This is a genomic window from Nostoc sp. NOS(2021) (assembly GCF_017115025.1).
Taxonomy (GTDB): Bacteria; Cyanobacteriota; Cyanobacteriia; order Cyanobacteriales; family Nostocaceae; genus Nostoc.
Genome location: NZ_JABXKM010000016.1, coordinates 19,057 through 37,552 on the forward strand (window position 1 = coordinate 19,057; position 18,496 = coordinate 37,552).

The following is an 18,496-nucleotide window of genomic DNA, read 5'->3' on the forward strand; positions in this document are numbered from 1 at the left end:
GCATCAAACCCACCTATTTCTAAAACCTTATCAAAATGATAACCCCAGTGAAAAGGCTTCAACGGAGCAATATCATCAACATTTAAAACCCGCTTCTTTGGTTTACCGGGTAACGATAAATATCATCAATCGCTTTTAATAGTTCGTCAGTTACAAATAAAGTACCCTTCATCTCCTGTGTATAACTTTTCAATCGTTCGTAACTACGGAATCTCGCACCCGATGGTCTACCTAATTGACCACCCATATTTTTTTCTTCCTCAGCCAGTAATTCCGCACCTTTTTTAACTAAATTGTGATGCTGTTTATCTTTAGCTATTGCTAGTGTATATTCATCACAAGATGCCATTTTTAACACAGCTATTTGAGATTGGGTAACACTATTGCCATTGCGATCAACATAAATTAAAGAATCATTCCCTTCAGTGGTTTTCATATACATTAATACTCCCTCTGGTTGCACTATTTGAGGTATATGTTCACGAGTAGAATAAACCACATTGGGCATCTCTTCAATGGTTTTTTTTAGCCCAGGATTATTATCAGTTGCCTTTTTCCAAATTTGAAATGCTTCCGATGTTAAGTCAACTTCTGTATCTTCATCTCCATCTAAAATACCCGATTTTTCATTATACAAATCCCAAATTACTTGTGCATCATCATCCTCAAAAAATGCCTCATCAGTTCCCACAACTTCGGCATTTTCTTGTAATCTTTGCTTAAGTCTTCCCCGCAAATTAATAATCCGTTCCACACCTTCAGCAGGAAGAAAAGAATAACAGAGAATTTCTTGAGCATTTTGTCCAATTCGATCAACCCGTCCAGCCCTTTGAATTAATCGAATAATCGCCCAAGGTAAATCCCAATTGACGATAATTGCACAATCTTGTAAATTATGACCTTCACTTAAAATATCTGTAGCGATTAATATACGTAATTCATCTGTTGACGATACCCTATGTCGCTGATTATTACTCACAGGACTAAATTTTCCCGTCAGTTCCGTAGGATATTGTGATCGCCCCGTTACTCCTGCTACCTTGGTAATATTTTTTGCCTGTAAGTTATCTGTTATGTAGCGTACCGAATCTGCAAATTGTGTAAAAATTAATACCTTTTCATTAGGATGAGTTTTTGTTAGCAGATTTATTAGGGCTATCAATTTTTCATCTGCTTGAGAATTCCATTTACCAATATTTTGTAATATATTAATTAGTGCTTTCGCATCGGCTAATAAATCTTTTTTTAGTTTTTTAATATCAAATAATGACGAACGCAACCACTTAAAACGACGTTGATATCGGGTAGTATATTCCTGATAAATTGACTCTGCTTGTTGTCTAAAAACTTTTTCTGTTGACCCCATCCCTGCTGGGGAGGTGAGAATTTCTTCTCCGACTTTTTCTCCCTTCTCTGCTTGTGGAGAATGGGGTAAGGAGGTGAGGTCATCTTCTTCTATTTCTATATCAAATAAACTTGCTATAACCGAATCAGCATCCTCATCATTATTCCTCGTATCTAATAATTCTGCATCTTGAGTACCAATAGGGATATCAAGCTCGTTTTCTAAAGCATATAAATAAATAAAATTCCGTAAAATGTGACGTTCAATTGATTGAATAAAAGCAGAACCACTACTTTCTAAGCGTTTAAATAAATTAGTGCGAGAAAAACCCATCAACCTCCGTCCCCCGCGAAATAAGCCACTAATTTGGCGCTGTTCTGCATCTGTTGGTGGTTGTTTAGGTTTTGCAAGTACATAATTACCCAATCCATAACGGGGTAAATTTAATTGATTAATTACTTGAATTACTGCTTCTGAATAAAGACTAGAATAGGAGTCATTAGAAGTATCTAAAGTGAATTTAATAGTGCGTGGTAAACGGTCAGGAAAATAAGAACGTCTACCATCGGTAAACTCTAAGTATTTACGTGTTACTTTTTGTTTATCCTGACTCAGGGAAGAAGAATTTGGGTCTGATTTGGCATAATTATCTTTAATAAACGAACGAGTCCGCCGCACCATATAGCGTTTCATCAATTCTCGCCAATCGTCGGAATGTTCGCTTTTTTCAAAAGCAGCAAGAGACTTAACAGAACATTGATACTTTCTAATAAATTGCAATTCGCCTAACGAACCGCCACCCAATTCATTGATTAAAGTTTCTGGTCTAAAACCTAAATCTTGGTCTTCAGGAACAAATAATCTTAATTGAGAAGAAAGGTCAAGATAAGTTTTATTATATGGTGTTGCCGAAAGTAAAATACATTTGCTTTCATTGGCTGTAATATATTCAGCGATCGCCCGATATCTTTTACCCTCTCGATTGCGTAAATTATGACTTTCATCTATTAATACAACCCGATAACGACGTAATTCTGGTAATAAATTTTGGACTTTACTAATGGGCATCACCTTAGCATAAAGCCGATAAGTATCCACATATTCTTGCCACATCGAAGTTAAGTTTTTTGGACAAATAATTAAGGTTTCCAAAAAACAATCTTCTTGTAATATTTTTGCTAAAGCTGTTCCAACTAATGTTTTACCAAGCCCCACGACATCGCCGACAATTACCCCACCACGGCGAGTTACATGACGCGCTGCTAGCTGTACGGCGGCTTTTTGGAAATCAAACAAATTATTAAATTCACGGGGAATTCGGAATTCGGAAATTCCGGCGATTGCTTCATGGGATAAATGATAAGCAATCTTCAAGTAAATATGATACGGGGGAATTAATTCTTCTCTTGCCCAACTATTATCAATTATTTCTGCAAGCTCTTTAGAAATATCGATACAGCCGTAATCTTTCCAACGGTCTTCAAACCACTTTTGCAGTTTATTCGTTGCATCATGGTCTAAAATATCAACATTTAATTCCCCTTGTTTTCTCAACCCTGCCAAAGTCAAATTACTACTACCTAAAAACCCAACTATCGGACTATTGGGGTCATGGCGATGAACGAGGTATAACTTAGCGTGGAGGGGATGGGCTAAAAATAATTTAATAACTAATTTCTTCGTTTTTAGTTGGCGACTTAAACGACGTAACCCTGCTTCATGATCGTCTGTTGGCGCACCTATGGTAAGCTGTTGGCGAAACTCCGCCGCTATCTTTTTTTTGAGACGAATAATAGTGCTATTATCGAGCTTACCCTCCCCAGCACCCAACGTAAATGCCGTATGCACTTCATCGCTGGGTAAACCTTGCATCCCCACTAACAACCGACAACAAGAAGTTTCTCCCCCCACATACTGTTCAATTAAATCATCAAGCTTGCGCCAGCCTCTGAGGTTAAAATAACCCACGCAAAAATCAGCCCGATAAGATACTTTGAGGGTATCCCGCAAAATCGGTAGCAGTTGTAAGTCGATGTTGTCAAAGATGCGTGGCATGATTTCATACTCTGTTGGAAATTTTCAGTGGGTTAATGGTAAGGCAATCCAACAAACTGTTCTAAACCATCAATCCAATCCGTCCATCAGCAATTCAGACATCTCTAATTGATCACGATTGCGGTTGTCGTCGTAAATTTGGAGCGTATTTAGTTTAGCGTGTCTACTGAGTTTCTGAGCTTTCCGCACATTGCCATCGGTCTTTTCAAGTACAGCAGTGATAGCACTGTGGCGACAACGGTGCGGGGACATCTGTTTTTCAACACCAGCCCGTTTAAACAAGCGCTTGACTATTTTATAAATGCCATCCCCGGTTAACCTGTGACCAGAATTTTGGAAGTCCACCGAGGTAAATAATGGGCGGGACGAAGACATATCACCACCACGGGCAATCACCCAATCAGTAATCGCTATCACAGTGACTTTTGGCAGATTGATTGTCACTCGTACTTGCTTGCCCTTACCCCAAATTGATAGCGTCCCTCTAGATGTGTCAAAATGTCTTATATCTAAGGTACTAATCTCATTTCTCCTCAAAGCATTGCCCCACAGTAGCAGCAACAAAGCATAGTCCCGTTTTCCCGCTAAAGTCGAGCGATCGCACCCCTTAATGACTGTCAAAAATTCCTCGCCTGTACAACCGCTAGTGTCGCGGTATGACTGCACTGGGATACTATCCACATCCACAGCATAGTTGCATACACCCAGCTTTCGGCCAAAAGCAACCAGAGATTTAATTGCAGCCAGTCGGCGGTTAATCGTGTTCGGTGCTAGGGAAGCTTCATTAAGCGTGGATCTATATTTAGTCACTACCAGCGTTGCTTTGTGACCGTCCAGGTGTAAAAACTCCAAAATAGAATCCCGGTTAGGACGTTGCCCAGTCATGCGAGTAAAAAAATCCGTGATATCTTTGCGGTAAGCCCGACGGGTTCCCTCACTGTTTTTGGATTTAAGTAGTTCCTCCAACACATCCGGGTCAGAGTCAATGGAGCCAGCAAAGTATGTCTCAATTTTCGCACTGAGAGAACTTTCTAATTTTTGGACTATAACTAACTCAACGGGTTCTGTATCTTTGCTCATGACCCCACCCAGGCTGCGGTATTGGGAATGGGCTTTTCCAATACCAACAACATTATCCAGCTGCATGGGACTAGATGATTTAAAAATAGCTTCTACCCGAAATTACTTGTTTTGGGCGTAAGCTCTTATTTTGGGAGAGGTTTCGGAGCGCCTGGGGGAAGAGAGCGGCCTTTTTGCCTTTGGGATACCTGCGGTGAAGCACTCCCCACGTAAGCGCGAACGCTTCCTCTGGGTGGGGCATTGATATCATTGATATCATTTTTGGCACAAGGAAGGCGATCGCTTTGTTTCAACAAGGAATCAGCCAATACCCAACTCTCTCAACTTAGTCTCAGAAAGAAAGGGAGCAAGCAAAGCGCTAGATGAATTTTCATAAATGCTGGAACCTGATTGAGCCAAATCAGTGATACATCTTCAATCATTGAGTAATCGCACAAATTTCAAAAACTTAACTGTTGGTGCAGTCCGAATCCTAAATACTCTAGCCAGATAATAGCGATCGCTTTTCGCAGAAAAATCCCACTCTGAGCTACCTACATAAAAGGGAATCCTATCGGCGCTGGACTCTTGAGTTGAAGTCGCTTTTGCATCGATGTAGATATCTTCCTGTCCGTTGCTGCCTGTAACAACAAAGTCGTATGGGCCAAATCCCTCATAATCTTTATTGAGCCAGCGCACACGCTCTTCACCAAATTTCTTAACCAGCTTCTGGTAAACAAACTCTTCTCCCTTTCGACCAATAGCAGCCATATCTTCTTTGTCGATAGTAATTTCAGGCATATCCCGCACTTGACCGGTGCTGGTACTCAAAAAGATAGATGCCACTGTCTCATAAACCCCTAACTCTTGTAAGGCAATAATCAACTCTGAAGTTGCACCAGAATCAGCAGAGTCTTGTAGAAGTTTCGATAGATGTTTCAATGCGTCGAACTTGTCTTTATTTTCTACCAATTCACTAATTTCTTTAAAGGATACTTCCTCAGTCAAAATCCTAAATGCCTGAAATTCTTGCTGGTTATCTATAAATTCCTTCAGGTCTTGTGAGGATATCTGTCCTCTCAGATCCTGAAACTCTTTGAATTGTGCTGGATTCTCAGCAAAGTCAGCTAAGTCTTTTTCTGATAGATTAGGATTCTCTGCCAATTTAACTAGAGTCGGTAGTTTCTCTGGATGGCTAAGAATAGCGAAAACTCCCTGACTTACATTGTTGTTATTCAATGCCTTCAGGAATAGTTGCGCTTGATTCGTATAGAAGTAAAGAAATAGCCTTTCAACTTCCTTATTGTCTCGCTGATTCTTAGACCATTCAATCATCTGGGTAATTACTTCGATAAACCTTGAATCTCCTGCTTTACCATTTCGTTCCCATTGTTGAATTTCTCGATCAATTTCTCTAGCAATGTCTTCGATAGTTTTCGTCTCTTCCGTCTCGAACAATTTTTCAATCTTTACCAAACTTTTATGAAGCAGAAAGTCATTCCAGTGATTAGAAGTAAGAAGCTCACAAACTACTTTTAATTCTTCTGGAATACCCCCATCCTTTTTCAGATCCTTCTTGTGCATGAACAAACTAGATTGGTTAGGAAGGCAGGCATACCTATTAAGCAATCGTTCATCCTGATTAGCTACAAAAAAGCTAAAGTTATCGAGCCATTCAATTGCTGTATTGTGATCCGAATTAAAATATTTGACAAACTCCTCCAGCTTCTTGAGAGAAGTGATTTCTGCAAGCATCGACTTTAACAGCCATGTATTACAAGCATCCCAAGAAAAATCTTGTAGGTTAGGTAGCAATTTTATTGATGGGATTTTACCTGAGTATAATCGGTTGGCAAATTGCCATAAAGCTAGTTTTGTTGAGTCATTCGGCTCAAAATCTCGGAAATAGCTGATGAGATTGTAGATGGGGACACTGAAATTATAGCCCTCCTGATCATCTGATTTTTTGATGACCTTCTCAATCATATCTGAAACATCTTTTACAGTAAATTTATTCGGATTATTATCGAAGCCTTGAATACCACGGTTCAAAAGCTTTCCTCTATAGCCACAACCAAAATCTTCTAAAACATCCTTCAATTCATCAGGGATATTTTTGTCAATATAAAGCTCTTCCTCTTTTTTGAATATGCCCTCCTGATTTGGGAAAATAGCTCGTTTACTGTAAAGTTTGGCTTGATTATGTTCCCCTAAAAATCTAATAAAGCGATCAAGCCAAGAAATAGAATCTTCAGTAGTTACATGGAGTTTTCTGGTAAAATTTTCAACATTACCTAGCTCTTCAATATCCTTAACCAAAGTTTCCATAAGCCATAGATCAGCTTCTTGCCAAAGAATGGATGTCCATGCTTCTAAAGTAATCTGCTCAGGTACAGTATTGTCGAGATTTCGTGAAAAGTTCCAAATGAGATTTCTGATTGAAACTAGTTTGCTATCTTGCGCGTAAATAGCGTCAATTGGAAAGCAACTCACAAGATTATATACTGCCACCCTTAGAGATAAATGCTCCTTTTTTCTGATGAGCTTGTTGATTTCATCAGTAGCTTTGTGAATATCAAGAACGTTCGAGAGTTGATAATTAATGTCCTTGTGAACTAGATTTTCTCTCCAGTCTAGATCCAAAATTCTAAGGATGTCCTTTAAAGCTTCTGGGATTCCTAAATCTTGGTATAGTTCTTTCTTTGTCTTGAATCGGTCATATTGATTCGGAATAACAGTATAGCTATCTAAGAACTTTTCACTTTCTTTGCTTGTGAAAGCAATAATTTGATTAATCCAGGCTAAAGCATCTGGGTCACTCTTAGAGAGACGTGCAGCCAGTTGCCCAATCGTTTCCTGCTCGGCAACATCTTGCAGCAAATCCTCTAAGGCATATCTATTTTCTGGTAAAAACTCCTTTCCAAAATCAGACTTGAGAATGTCATACCAATCTAGGACATGATCGGGTTTAGGTAAACGATTAGCGTGGAGTGAAGAAGCCAGTTGAGCAAATTGCTCTACATCACGCTTTAACTTGCAGTTTGGAATTAGGGCTTCACTCAGGCATATTCTGTTGCCAGAAACTGTGTCTACCACTTGAGCAGCAGTAAGTTTTGCCACAATTTGATTGGAAATATTTTCTATGTACCAGTTGGTATCGATGTTTTCTGGTAGTTTCGCTTTGCTTTTCAGTTTTCCCAACAAATGGACATTTTGCCAGTCTGATGTAACTTGGTTGAGCAAGTCCCCATAGAGTGAGGTCGCTTCTTCAAGAATCGTTTTATTTAGCGGTGTCTTATGTTCATTTTCAAGGTTCAGCCAGATGCCATTTCTGGGTTCAGTAGGATTAAATAAAGGACTGTTAATCACAACAGGATAGGGGAAACTCTCTGAGCCAACGAGCGGAAATTCACAGAAAAGAGTGGGAATTTCGTTAGCAATTTCCTTGAACGAGTAGATATCTTCTCCTAATGCTTCAACTTCAATTGCAATGGTGATAGTTTGATTGTCGTTGGATAAGCAGGCAATGATTTGCGTCTCACATAAAAGAGAGTCAGTACTCTCTTTCTCGATAGTCACAATTGATATTTTACCAATCTGATGACGATTGACTCTTTGATAAACGTATATTGAGTCCTTTATATGGTCGGTGACTGTAACAGACTGAATAGTAGGAATGAAAGCAAGTGCATAAGCAGCCACATTATGTAAATCTTGAATACCTACTTCAGCAGTCAGTAAGCCTGCATCGTCCAAAATGTAGCGAAATGATGTATCAAGGTCTTGATTCTGCTGATAATTTTCTAGCAAGGGGTAGAGATTATCGTTATCAATTTCTTCAAAGATAGAGTAAGCAGCATCCACGTTTTGAATCATTTCGTCTAAGTCTGTTGCGCTTCTGTCTAAAACCACATTGAAACGCTTGTATCTCAAAGAATCTTCTTCTATATCTTGTAAAATCCCACTAACTTCAACTTTTCGTGAAAGTAGGTGAGTTGTCATGAAACCTGTTCCAAATTTGCCTGTTGTTTTAGGTACTTCATTTGTTTCAGTACTTCGATGCTTGCTGGAAACCTGTTCAATCAGATAAGTAATGTTTTCAATTGAGAAAGGGTTTCCATTGTGTTTGAACTCAACATAGTCTTTCGTCAGAACAACTTCAACGTTGACTTGCTCATTGGCGACATCCTTGGCATTTTGCAGTAATTCCCAAATCCATCGCCTCTTTGAAGAAGCTCTGCCAGATAACTGGTCAATCCCGTCAAGGAGTTTTGTAGCAATAACCTTCTGGTACGCCTTCTTCCTCGCGTCATCTGCCTTCTGTTTGATATCCATATTTTTCCTAGTAAGTCTTGATTTTCTGTTAGATAGTAAGTTGTAGTATTAAAAGTCTTAGACGCATTTCATCTTTGCTTTCTTTCTCTTAGGGTTCCCAAAATCTCTTGTCCAAGTAAAGGGGTCATCATGCCAAAACGTAAATTTTGTACGGTAACACATAAAAAAATCTCTCAAACCCAAGTATGTGTATATCTGGAAAAGTTAAGTGCTACTTATTGATCAACGACAGAATTAGCATTCCACTGTAATACCCAGACTGCGACTATCGTGATGGGCTACGCGCCATTGTCCGCGATCGCTAGAATAATCTTCGCCACCGCTTCAGGGACAGGCATTACCGATAATCGATTTCCTGGTCTGACCACAATTAATTCCTCAGAGCTAAACTTCTCCCTGAGCGTTGATAGCAAGATGGGGTGAGAAAAAGTTTCAACGAATTCCACTATAACTGTTTGCCAGCGCGGAGATTCAAGACTTGATTTCGGATCATAATATTTATTATTTGGCTCAAACTGGGTCGGATCAGCAATACCCGTTTTCACTACACGCATTAGCCCAGCAATACCAGGAGGATTGGTGTTCGAGTGATAGAAAAAAGCCTTGTCTCCAAGCTGCATTTGACGCAAATAATTACGAGCTTGATAATTGCGAACACCGTCCCAGATAGTCTCACATTCCCGTTGAAGGTCAGCGATGCCATAGACTTCTGGTTCTGACTTCATCAGCCAATAATTCATCGAATAGATTAGAGATATACAAGCTTTCTAATCTACCATCCTTCTCTCTATTTTTTGTGATTAGATACGTTTATCCCCAACAGCCAAAAGCCCTCGGATTACACCTTGGGCATTTGCTTCATATTGAAGGGCTTTCAACTCCGCAAACAATTTAGTTAATTAACGTATAGCCACTATATCGTTGCGCTCTTTCTATAAACCAGTCTAGGAAACTGGGGAAAGTCTCAAAATTAACTACATCTTTTACATTAATTTGATAAAGCACCGCAAAACGTGAATAATATATCGCTAGACGCTTTAACTCAATGGCATCTTCTTGCAGCGTTCTCTGAATCACCGACAAAGTATAGTACCCCATCAACTGATGAAAGTCTCTGAGTCCCAGCTTAAGTTCTTTAAGTGTCTTAAAATCCACAAGCAAATCATCAAGGATTAAATCGCCATCGGCGGCACGAACTAGTCGGGCAGCATTGGGCCAGGTAGGATTCAGAATTGTCTTCTCCGAAGACTTAAAAAGATCAGGCTTTAATAACGAAACTAAATTTCGCAAATCCTGAATATCTTGCTGATTAATTGCTGACCACGCATCATGAATATAGCCCGCCCGCATAACTGCATCTAGCCTTCCTAGCAAAAGGGCTGATTGGAGCAGTTCATTTGTGAATTGTCCATTGGTTAAGAATTCTTGGTAATTGTTACGGGCTTGGTCTATAACATTTTTCGCTTGGTTAAACAAATCATTTTGACCCCTACGGTTAAAATGACGCAAGGCATACTCAGCAATCCATTCTAATTCCTGAGCGTGAGGATTTTGATACTTAATATAGAACCGCAGTAAATAATCATAAGCCGTACCTACCAATCTGACATCACTACCATTCGGTGCCGCAGCCAATATTCCTTGCTTTACATCCAGCTTGGGCTTAGGGAATTCTGCTTTAAATCTTGCCTTAACATCTGGTAATTCAATAAAGTCACTAAGGCTCATAAATCAAAAAGTGCTTTAAATCAATGACAAAACGGATAAATCAAAACCAGCCTAATTAAATTGGCTAGGGAAATATATGATGAATTATCATTGACTTTTTGACAACGATATAGATTATCGGCATCTAATAATCATCAAGGGGACACAGTAGTGCCTGCAAGAACTCTGGGAGGTATTCATACTGCTGTAAAATAATATCGGCTGTAGTCAAATACCATAAATGGTAGGTTTGGGGATTTTGATGAGTGCGCCCTTGAGAAAACCAGGTGTTGACAGTTCTCAGATCAACCCGGCAAACTTGAGCGATCAATTGTCGATTAAGATCCCAAGTAGCAACAAATTCCTGAAGATCCAAGATTGGTTCAGCATAAATATATGCTTTCAATCGTTTTAATTGTTGGGAAGTTAAAGGCCGAGGTGATTTAGGACTACTCATTAAACCTTACCCAACAGGCATTCGACTTCATCTTCCCAAGCAAAAGTTGCTTTTACCCAAGCAGCACTAGTTGAGCTTTCATCTAAAAAAAGAATATAGCGGTACACCCATTGGCAGCGATGAGCAGCGTAGCAGAGGTAATAGCCAATTAATATCCCCCATTCACTAGCGCCATCAATGGGAGTTAGGCGAACTCTATCTCCAATAGCATAGTACGGTGATGGGGTTTCTGATAGATTAGGAAGCTCCAAGGATTGAGGATATTCCAATGTGATGGGCGCGGTAAAGGCATCAACTGAATGTGCGGTACGAATGCTATGAAGATAATTGCTGACAAGTTCAAAGTTAATCGCTTGTAGTGACTGTTTTATCAGTAAGGCAGCAATTAAACTAGACTCGGATTCAGTAAGGATAGGATATATCTGTTTTACTGTTTCTAATAAATTGGTGAGCGCATAATCCTCCAGCGCTTGAGAATAGCCTTTTTGATAAGCCAACTCACCTAGAATTGAGGTAGGTCTTGGTGTTTTAGTCATCTTGTTATTGGAATGCAAACGCACACAGATACTTTCAGTTATTAAATTAGAAAGTGGTTGATTATTTTACAGAAAAATTTCTTCTACAAGAGCGACAGACATATCGCTGTGCTGACAGCTTTTTACCATTTTTCCTTAAATCAAAGCTTGAACAGTCCGGGCAGCAGACCCCCCCTATACCGGATTTTGGACTGATTTCAGTCCCCAGCAGTCCCTTAGCTGGCAAAGGTTTTAGGCTATGGACTGTTTCGGGGAGTTTTTCATCAGTCCCGTACATCAGTCCATGATTTTCGTCGTCAGCGTATAAACCAAAGCTAGGTAATTCTATAAAATAGGGCTTTTTATTAGGCTCAACAACCAGTGCAAAACGATAAGCGCCGGGGTCGTTATATTGCAAACCTAATTCTTCATTTTTCGCCTCGCAAAACTCCGTTAGTTTATTAGCAATAGATTTGAGCTTCTCCTGTTCGCTACTTGTAAATTGATTTGAATTGGTAATGGCATCTTTTGAATTTGCTCCAAGATGGAGATTAACAGCGCTGTTCCAATCGCTTCTGTCCATGCCTGGATACTCGCTTACATTCGCATTTTGACCGATGAATATTGCGCCTAAATTCTGGTGCGATACCTGCTTAATAATGAAATTAACATTGCCACCAATAATTGATTTTTTGCCCTTGGTGTGACTCATTGTTGAATCAATTTCGTCAAAAATGTAAAGCTCGAAGGACTCTTTTGGTTCTACCCCTGTTGATCTAGCATCTACTTTTTTAGCTAAGTCAGCAATCCCTTTTTCTGAGTCAGGGTGGCTAGTTCCCGTTACAGGAATAGTCCAATAGTTCTTGAGCGAATTAAATTGAGGGTTAAACAATTTTGCAACGCCAGAACGATTTTTGAGAATACATACTGCCAAGTTTTCAGCAGTAGGAGACTTCCCTGATTCGCTGCCCCCTGTGATTCTCACCCGCGACCAAGCCTTAACAGTCTGCTCGAATTTAGCCGCAGACACCCACAATCGACTGATTTCATCTAAAGATGATTTTTTCTTTTCAGGATATCTGGTTTGAATTTCGAGAACCATGTGCCCACCACGAACATTGTGAGTGAAGCTCGGCAGATTGATAGCTCCTGATAACTCTTTAATTTTCTGTGGTGCGTCGTTGTTGTTAAGCAGGTCAGCAGAAATAAAACGAGAGCCATTGCGCCCGACATGAAATAGCAGCTTATATCCTATTTCTAAAAGATCCCAATCAATAGCATCCAAGCAGATGCTCATCCGATAGAAATAATCAATAATGCAATTTCCCACTCGCGCTTGTTCTGTAGTGGTTGGGAAACGCAGGGGTTTACTTGCTTCTGCAAGCTCTTGCTTTAAATGATAAATTTCAGCCTGTAAAGCTTCGATGACTTCGGTATCGCTCATCCCCTGTCCATACATCTCATTCAAATGCTGACTAAATTTCTCAGTAGCACCATTCACCAACTGCCCATACTCTTGACGGATAGAATTAATATTTTTAACATACTCCGTTTTTAAATTACCGATAATTTCGTTGTGTGACTCTATCGAAACAACCTCCAAGAGACAAGCTTCGAGATAAACCACGACTGATTTATAGGCACGATTTTTCAGCCGGGAGCCTATTTGAATAATTTCATATTGCAGTGCTAAGGCATTGCCTATCAGGTCTTTTACATTGTCTGTGGCTGCTATAACATCTATTTTGTTTTTCAAAAAATCAACCTCTTGTGCGTACTTCTCGACCACCTCATCCCAGCCTTTTACATCTTGGTATCGCCGCGCAAATATTCGGAAGAATCCTTCTAACCCATCCTGAAACTCACTAAAAGTACCATTCAAAAATTCCACAGCTTCATTGGTATTAACAGTCGTAAGAGATTTGATTTTGGTTTGTGCTATCTGTAGTCCAGCTTGAAGCGCTTCCGAATTTATTTTGAGTTTTTGATTTTCGTCAGTCAGTTGAGATAAGAACTCAGCTTGTTTTTGATTTTCTCTAAGCTTCGCAGAAAATAAAGAGCGTTCATCGTTCAGTTCTTGCTGAAAGTTACTGATTTTTTCATCAGCCAATTTCAGGTTTTTATCATTAATTTTTTCAGCAGAATCAACAATAAATTGAGCGCTCACCAGCGAACCCATAGCGCCTAAAATTAGCCATGAGCCAATACTCTTTGATATAACGTTAGGAGATAGCCATAAAGCCACTCCTAACGCACTGACAAAGACTGTCCCAATCATTGCAGTGTTTCTCAATCTCTGAAATTCGCTACTCATGACTTTAATCAACGATATTAGTAGCCTCTGTGTCGATGCTGCCAATTTTCAGATCCAACTGATAACGCGCCAATTGCACCGACCGAATGCGGCTTTCGCCCAATTCATATTTCTCTTGCCAAAACCGTCTTCGCTGATCTGTTTCGTTCCGCAGTCCTTCTAATGTCACTTGCTCATGAGATAATTTTTCCTGATTCTGCTCTAGCTTGACTCCAGCAATTTCATTACTGGTTAAGGCAGAATCAAAGTCGATTAATTTTGTATCAGTGTTGATATTGGAAATTCCAAAGTCAATTGCACTTTGATTCATTTTTTGAGATTTAGTACCAGCCTTCAGAATGTCGGTGTTTAAGTCTAAGTTAGCTGCTACTACTCGAATAGTTTGACGCTTTTCCTCTACCGACTCTATGAGCGAGTCCGCTTCTGCTTTGGTAGTTCTGGACAAGCCACTGCTATCTGTAAATAAATCATTTGCAAGGTGTTGGCTAGGGTCAAACACTGGGAGAGTTAACCCACCATAGGCATCATGGGTTTTTCTCTCTCTAGTACGAGTGTTGCTGGATTGACCATTAAACACTGAACCACCAACTGAACCTAATGCTGTAGTAGTTTGCGTTCCCACTGCCTGTAACCTTTCTTGCAGACGCGCTCTTGCTCTTTCATCGACCTCTCTAGCAGCTTTAGCCCGTGCTTCTTCCCCACCTGGGTCAGTTAGTGCTTTTTTACTTCCCCTAGCCGCCCTAGCCCTAGCTTTAGAGCCATCTGGATCTGTGATTGAATATTTTTGAGTAGCCATTGCCATTGTTTAGAATGTTGGTTATGTTTTTAACGAGACACGACTGCTAGGTTTCATCGACCATACAGTTGTTTTTTTTAGGGACTGTTTTGAAATTGCTCAGTCGGTTGAATTGGTGTGTAATAGCCACGGACAGCAAGAGTCATAGCAAAGCTTGCAAAGAAAAGCATTGCTAGCACACTCACAACAAACCAAGGAATCAGTCTAGAATCTCCTTTACGGGCCGCCTGTACTTTGGGAATATTCCCTTTTTTTCCAAAAAATCCTTAGCAGCACTCGATTGATTAATATGCTTGGCTGCGCTAGATACCTCAGCCGCAAAATTATCGAGGTAATTTTCAATCTCATTTTGAAAAACAGCAGAATAAATTTCTACAAAATCACTTGCTGCTTTTTTGGCACTGACATAAGCCAATGCACTAGTTATCTTATCTACAGCAATGGCGTAGTCCTTAATAAAATCAAGAGAATTAGCCACTCCCAAATTAATTTGCTCTCGCTGCTCTAATAATTCATCTGACTCCGATCTCATCAAATCAGACTGTTCATCAGTAATTAAATCAGCCGGGCTATCACTAATTAATTCTGGTTGAATTTCCTGATTTAAATTTTCAGGAGCTTGCTCTGGAGATGGACTATTAGTCACCAAATTTTCATCAGCTTGTGGCTCTCGAAGCTTTGACTGTAAGGCTTCTGCTATCGCCTGAAATTCATTTAAGGTAATTTCAGCAGTGCCTTTTGGGTAGATGGCTTGCACACTCGCGTTAATAAATTCCTCGGACACACCTAATTTTTCTGCCGATTCTGCAATTGAAATTTTGGTTACTTCTGAATTTTTTTTATTTTTACGAGCGCGTGGTTTAATTGTTTTTTCGGCGGTGGAAACCATGATATTTTCTAGAAAGTATGGATTTAGGAGTTGGGATAAAACCTGTCAGGGATTGGCTTTCAAAGATTTTAGAGTTGAGTTGAAGTATTTAAGTATTGCTTTGGTGCAATTTCAGAGTTGAGGTTAAAGCAGTCAGGGATTGACTTTCGGAGATTTCAGAGTTGAGTTGAAGTATTTGAGTATTGCTTTGGTGCAATTTCAGAGTTGAGGTTAAAGCAGTCAGGGATTGACTTTCGGAGATTTAGTAGTTGGGCTGAAGTATTTGAGCATTGCTTTGGTGCAATTTCATTCGCTGCCTTTAAAATCTCAACTACAAAATTAATTGAGTCTTCATCGTGGTCTTGCGATTTTAAATGTTCAGTTAAATCTGCCAGAATTTCATCGAATTTTTGGGGTTGTGCTTGAGGCATTAATCGCTTAATTCTTGCTTCTCGATTTTTTTCAATTGCAACTGCTGAATTGCCATCATCTTGGCTTGCTCCTCAACCTGGAATAGCCGTGCGCCGTTCAAAGCGCCGCGCTCCATTGCTTGCCGGAGTTCTGCCTCATTTAGAGTTTGGGCATTTCTATTCGATGTATCCATATCCATACTCACGGACTCAATCACCGAACGAACAATTTCAGCCGTAGTTTTAACCTTTAGAGAAAGCGCTGGAATTGAGTTTTGGGCTGACAACTTTTCACTAAGAGATGGCTGATACTGAACAATTTCAACATTTACAGACTTGACTTTTTCCTTGCTAGGCATAGACTTGTGACCATTCCAAAATTTAGCCCGTAGCAGTCGCTGTGACTCTAAATCAAGTAGAGTAGGCTTCCCCTTACCCTGTGATTCTCCAATCGGGCGACCTAACTCTGACTCTAATTGCGCGATCGCATTTCGGAGTGTGGTGTGACTAACTCCGACTTCTTCTGCAAGTTGACGAATACTAATTTTCATCTTTTAGACCCCTAAAAGTGGAATTCCCAATTTGGGAATTGTGGAAAGTGGAATTTCCAGATACTGGCATTCTTTCCACTGGTTTCCAGTGGTGTAATACCGAAAAAGCCCTCTAAATCAATGGTTTTAACTGGTAAGTGGGTGGAATAGTTACTGGAAGATTAATGGAATCTTGATATAAAGTAACTCTACAGTTACTCTATAAGCACTGTCAAGTGTAATATACAAATAGAGTACTGGAAATACACTCTAGACTAACTGCAAAGTGTAGGAGATGATGATTATGCAGGATTGGCTGGTTATTATGGCTGATAAAGATAACGTGCGACTCAATATAACTATTTCCCGTTATGACTTCCGAAAGCTGCGGAATTGGGCAAAAATTCATGGCAGGGCACCCACTACTTACGGAGGACAAATTATCTCAAGTCGCTTGGAGTCCAACACTGATAGCATTAATCGACAAATGCAAGAAATCGCTGCTTATGAAGGAATTAGTGTAGAAGAACTAGAGAGGCGATGGGATAACGACAAAAGCGACGAGTGATTACAATCAAAATTTAGAAATAAATATTTTTGATAATTAATTCATAATCTACTTTCTCAGTAGTTCTAGTGATTTTCAGCTTATATCAGTTTCACTTTGAGGATTAACCAATGACTCAAGCCCTACAAAGAAAACTAGTTACGTTTGAAGAATTTATCGCTAAATACCCTGACAACTCAAATAAACGCTACGAATTACACGATGGAGTAGTAATCGAGATGCCACCACCAACAGGCGATCATGAGGAAATTATTTTATTTTTAATCGAGAGATTTATTTTAGAATACACCCGCCTGAAACTACCTTATGGCTGCCCCAAAACCGGATTGGTAAAACCAACAGAAAGCGAATCAGCTTATTTGCCAGACGTGCTGTTGTTAAATCGCCCTAATGTAGTAAATGAACCTCTGTGGAAAAAAGAATCCACTCTTACTCAAGCAGAGTCAATCCCCTTGGTAGTAGAGGTTGTGAGTACAAACTGGAGAGACGATTATTTCACGAAGCTGGGCCGTTACGAAGAAATTGGCATCCCGGAATATTGGATTGTAGATTACGCAGCACTGGGTGGCAGGCGATTTATCGGCAATCCCAAACAGCCTACAATATCGATTTATTCCTTATCTGACGGGGAATATCAACTCAATCTGTTTCGTGGAAGCGATAGCATTATTTCACCCACTTTCCCGGAATTTAATTTAACCGCAGAGCAGATTTTTAATGCTGGTAATATTTAAGCGACTTTTTTTTCCGAACAAAATACCTGAAGCCCTTACGAATACTGAGGTACATCAACTTAATTAAATCTCTTTTTTAATTAAATAATTAATTCCCGTTTTATTTATTTACTGTGCGAATCGTGAGATTATGTATTTTACGTGCCTGGTCAAAGGAAAGAAATCTTACTACTACCACGCGGAAAGCTACCGTGACCAAACTGGCTCCCCGCGCCGGATTAGCTTATATATTGGTAACTACACAACCACAGAAAAATACATCCGGAGAATGGATGTTGATGAGGAAAAACAAAAAGTACTATTACAAAGACTAAAAGATATGGAGCAAATTGCGATTGAAAAAATAAATTTTACCACTCTAAAAAAAAGAGGTGGCAATCAAAATAATACTGATATTAAAAGCAGAAAAGATAGCTGTTAAATTGACACAATAAATTCTCCATATACTGATCTTAGATATGAAGATTCTATACTATACTAAAAGTGCTTTCTGTAGTTTATCAGTACTAGTCTGAGGAGGTACTAGTAAAGATTCTTCGGTTCAACAGATTTTGAGCTAACTAGCTCTAATTCAGTTGCGTTCAAAACTTGGAGCGTACTGGTTCCACGAATTTTCAAGATGTCCTTCAATGCTGCCAGGCTAGAAATCATCTAAAAATTCAACCGAGGGATACCAGGCGCTCTGCATTGGGGGCAAATACCACCAAACCATATCTCTAAATATAATCTAATTTTCTTGGTTTTCAACCAAAAATAAGATAGTTTTTAGTGCCGATTTGGTATTTGCTTCCCCTCACTTCATC

At 39.6% G+C, this 18,496-nt stretch carries 15 protein-coding genes; 3 read left to right on the forward strand and 12 right to left on the reverse strand.

What is annotated here, in order from left to right; translation table 11 throughout:
* Positions 1–82: 82 nt before the first annotated feature.
* From HWQ41_RS00565 to HWQ41_RS00620, 12 genes are all read right to left on the reverse strand, one after another.
* Positions 83–3,400, reverse strand: a complete 3,318-nt coding sequence (locus HWQ41_RS00565) for a helicase-related protein (protein ID WP_292758790.1) — start codon at positions 3,398–3,400, stop codon at positions 83–85.
* Between the two features lie 69 nt (positions 3,401–3,469).
* Positions 3,470–4,546 carry a tyrosine-type recombinase/integrase gene (locus HWQ41_RS00570; RefSeq protein ID WP_292758793.1) on the reverse strand — a complete coding sequence of 359 codons (1,077 nt, stop codon included), beginning with the start codon at positions 4,544–4,546 and terminating at the stop codon, positions 3,470–3,472.
* A gap of 348 nt (positions 4,547–4,894) precedes the next feature.
* The gene (locus tag HWQ41_RS00575; protein WP_292758796.1) at positions 4,895–8,794 is read right to left on the reverse strand and encodes a DUF3883 domain-containing protein; all 3,900 of its coding nucleotides are present in this window, start codon (positions 8,792–8,794) and stop codon (positions 4,895–4,897) included.
* A 278-nt stretch (positions 8,795–9,072) separates the two neighbouring features.
* Positions 9,073–9,534: an EVE domain-containing protein gene (locus HWQ41_RS00580; RefSeq protein ID WP_292758799.1), complete on the reverse strand. Its 462-nt coding sequence runs from the start codon at positions 9,532–9,534 to the stop codon at positions 9,073–9,075.
* Positions 9,535–9,685: 151 nt separating this feature from the next.
* On the reverse strand, positions 9,686–10,522 hold the full coding sequence (locus tag HWQ41_RS00585; RefSeq protein ID WP_292758802.1) for a hypothetical protein: 837 nt from the start codon (positions 10,520–10,522) through the stop codon (positions 9,686–9,688).
* 124 nt (positions 10,523–10,646) lie between these two features.
* Positions 10,647–10,958 carry a hypothetical protein gene (locus HWQ41_RS00590; RefSeq protein WP_292758805.1) on the reverse strand — a complete coding sequence of 104 codons (312 nt, stop codon included), beginning with the start codon at positions 10,956–10,958 and terminating at the stop codon, positions 10,647–10,649.
* Positions 10,958–11,494, reverse strand: a complete 537-nt coding sequence (locus HWQ41_RS00595; RefSeq protein WP_292758807.1) for a hypothetical protein — start codon at positions 11,492–11,494, stop codon at positions 10,958–10,960. Before HWQ41_RS00595 ends, HWQ41_RS00590 begins: the two co-directional genes overlap by 1 nt.
* Before the next feature lie 61 nt (positions 11,495–11,555).
* A complete protein-coding gene (locus HWQ41_RS00600; protein WP_292758810.1) occupies positions 11,556–13,583 on the reverse strand; it encodes a hypothetical protein in 2,028 nt (675 codons plus the stop codon).
* Between the two features lie 208 nt (positions 13,584–13,791).
* Positions 13,792–14,583: a hypothetical protein gene (locus HWQ41_RS00605; RefSeq protein WP_292758813.1), complete on the reverse strand. Its 792-nt coding sequence runs from the start codon at positions 14,581–14,583 to the stop codon at positions 13,792–13,794.
* A gap of 199 nt (positions 14,584–14,782) precedes the next feature.
* Entirely contained in the window at positions 14,783–15,472 is a 690-nt protein-coding gene (locus HWQ41_RS00610) for a hypothetical protein (protein WP_292758817.1), read from the reverse strand.
* A gap of 155 nt (positions 15,473–15,627) precedes the next feature.
* Positions 15,628–15,882, reverse strand: coding sequence for a hypothetical protein (locus HWQ41_RS00615; RefSeq protein ID WP_292758820.1), 255 nt, complete (start codon positions 15,880–15,882; stop codon positions 15,628–15,630).
* Positions 15,882–16,412 carry an HTH domain-containing protein gene (locus HWQ41_RS00620; protein WP_292758823.1) on the reverse strand — a complete coding sequence of 177 codons (531 nt, stop codon included), beginning with the start codon at positions 16,410–16,412 and terminating at the stop codon, positions 15,882–15,884. The genes HWQ41_RS00615 and HWQ41_RS00620 overlap by 1 nt, the downstream gene beginning before the upstream one ends.
* 283 nt (positions 16,413–16,695) lie before the next feature.
* Here HWQ41_RS00620 and HWQ41_RS00625 point away from each other — a divergent pair, with 283 nt between their 5' ends.
* The 3 genes from HWQ41_RS00625 (at position 16,696) to HWQ41_RS00635 (ending at position 18,114) form a co-directional block, all read left to right on the forward strand.
* Entirely contained in the window at positions 16,696–16,959 is a 264-nt protein-coding gene (locus HWQ41_RS00625) for a hypothetical protein (RefSeq protein WP_292758826.1), read from the forward strand.
* Positions 16,960–17,069: 110 nt separating this feature from the next.
* The gene (locus HWQ41_RS00630; protein WP_292758828.1) at positions 17,070–17,693 is read left to right on the forward strand and encodes a Uma2 family endonuclease; all 624 of its coding nucleotides are present in this window, start codon (positions 17,070–17,072) and stop codon (positions 17,691–17,693) included.
* 268 nt (positions 17,694–17,961) lie between these two features.
* On the forward strand, positions 17,962–18,114 hold the full coding sequence (locus HWQ41_RS00635; protein ID WP_292758831.1) for a hypothetical protein: 153 nt from the start codon (positions 17,962–17,964) through the stop codon (positions 18,112–18,114).
* Positions 18,115–18,496: the final 382 nt, after the last annotated feature.

Bases quoted from the DNA above. Each gene is read 5' to 3' on its own strand.
- HWQ41_RS00610 (WP_292758817.1), bottom strand. From the start codon at position 15,472: ATGGTTTCCACCGCCGAAAAAACAATTAAACCACGCGCTCGTAAAAAT.
- HWQ41_RS00590 (WP_292758805.1), bottom strand. From the start codon at position 10,958: ATGAGTAGTCCTAAATCACCTCGGCCTTTAACTTCCCAACAATTAAAA.
- HWQ41_RS00625 (WP_292758826.1), top strand. From the start codon at position 16,696: ATGCAGGATTGGCTGGTTATTATGGCTGATAAAGATAACGTGCGACTC.
- HWQ41_RS00635 (WP_292758831.1), top strand. From the start codon at position 17,962: ATGGATGTTGATGAGGAAAAACAAAAAGTACTATTACAAAGACTAAAA.
- HWQ41_RS00615 (WP_292758820.1), bottom strand. From the start codon at position 15,882: ATGCCTCAAGCACAACCCCAAAAATTCGATGAAATTCTGGCAGATTTA.
- HWQ41_RS00605 (WP_292758813.1), bottom strand. From the start codon at position 14,583: ATGGCTACTCAAAAATATTCAATCACAGATCCAGATGGCTCTAAAGCT.
- HWQ41_RS00630 (WP_292758828.1), top strand. From the start codon at position 17,070: ATGACTCAAGCCCTACAAAGAAAACTAGTTACGTTTGAAGAATTTATC.
- HWQ41_RS00620 (WP_292758823.1), bottom strand. From the start codon at position 16,412: ATGAAAATTAGTATTCGTCAACTTGCAGAAGAAGTCGGAGTTAGTCAC.
- HWQ41_RS00580 (WP_292758799.1), bottom strand. From the start codon at position 9,534: ATGAATTATTGGCTGATGAAGTCAGAACCAGAAGTCTATGGCATCGCT.
- HWQ41_RS00585 (WP_292758802.1), bottom strand. From the start codon at position 10,522: ATGAGCCTTAGTGACTTTATTGAATTACCAGATGTTAAGGCAAGATTT.
- HWQ41_RS00595 (WP_292758807.1), bottom strand. From the start codon at position 11,494: ATGACTAAAACACCAAGACCTACCTCAATTCTAGGTGAGTTGGCTTAT.
- HWQ41_RS00565 (WP_292758790.1), bottom strand. From the start codon at position 3,400: ATGCCACGCATCTTTGACAACATCGACTTACAACTGCTACCGATTTTG.
- HWQ41_RS00575 (WP_292758796.1), bottom strand. From the start codon at position 8,794: ATGGATATCAAACAGAAGGCAGATGACGCGAGGAAGAAGGCGTACCAG.
- HWQ41_RS00570 (WP_292758793.1), bottom strand. From the start codon at position 4,546: ATGCAGCTGGATAATGTTGTTGGTATTGGAAAAGCCCATTCCCAATAC.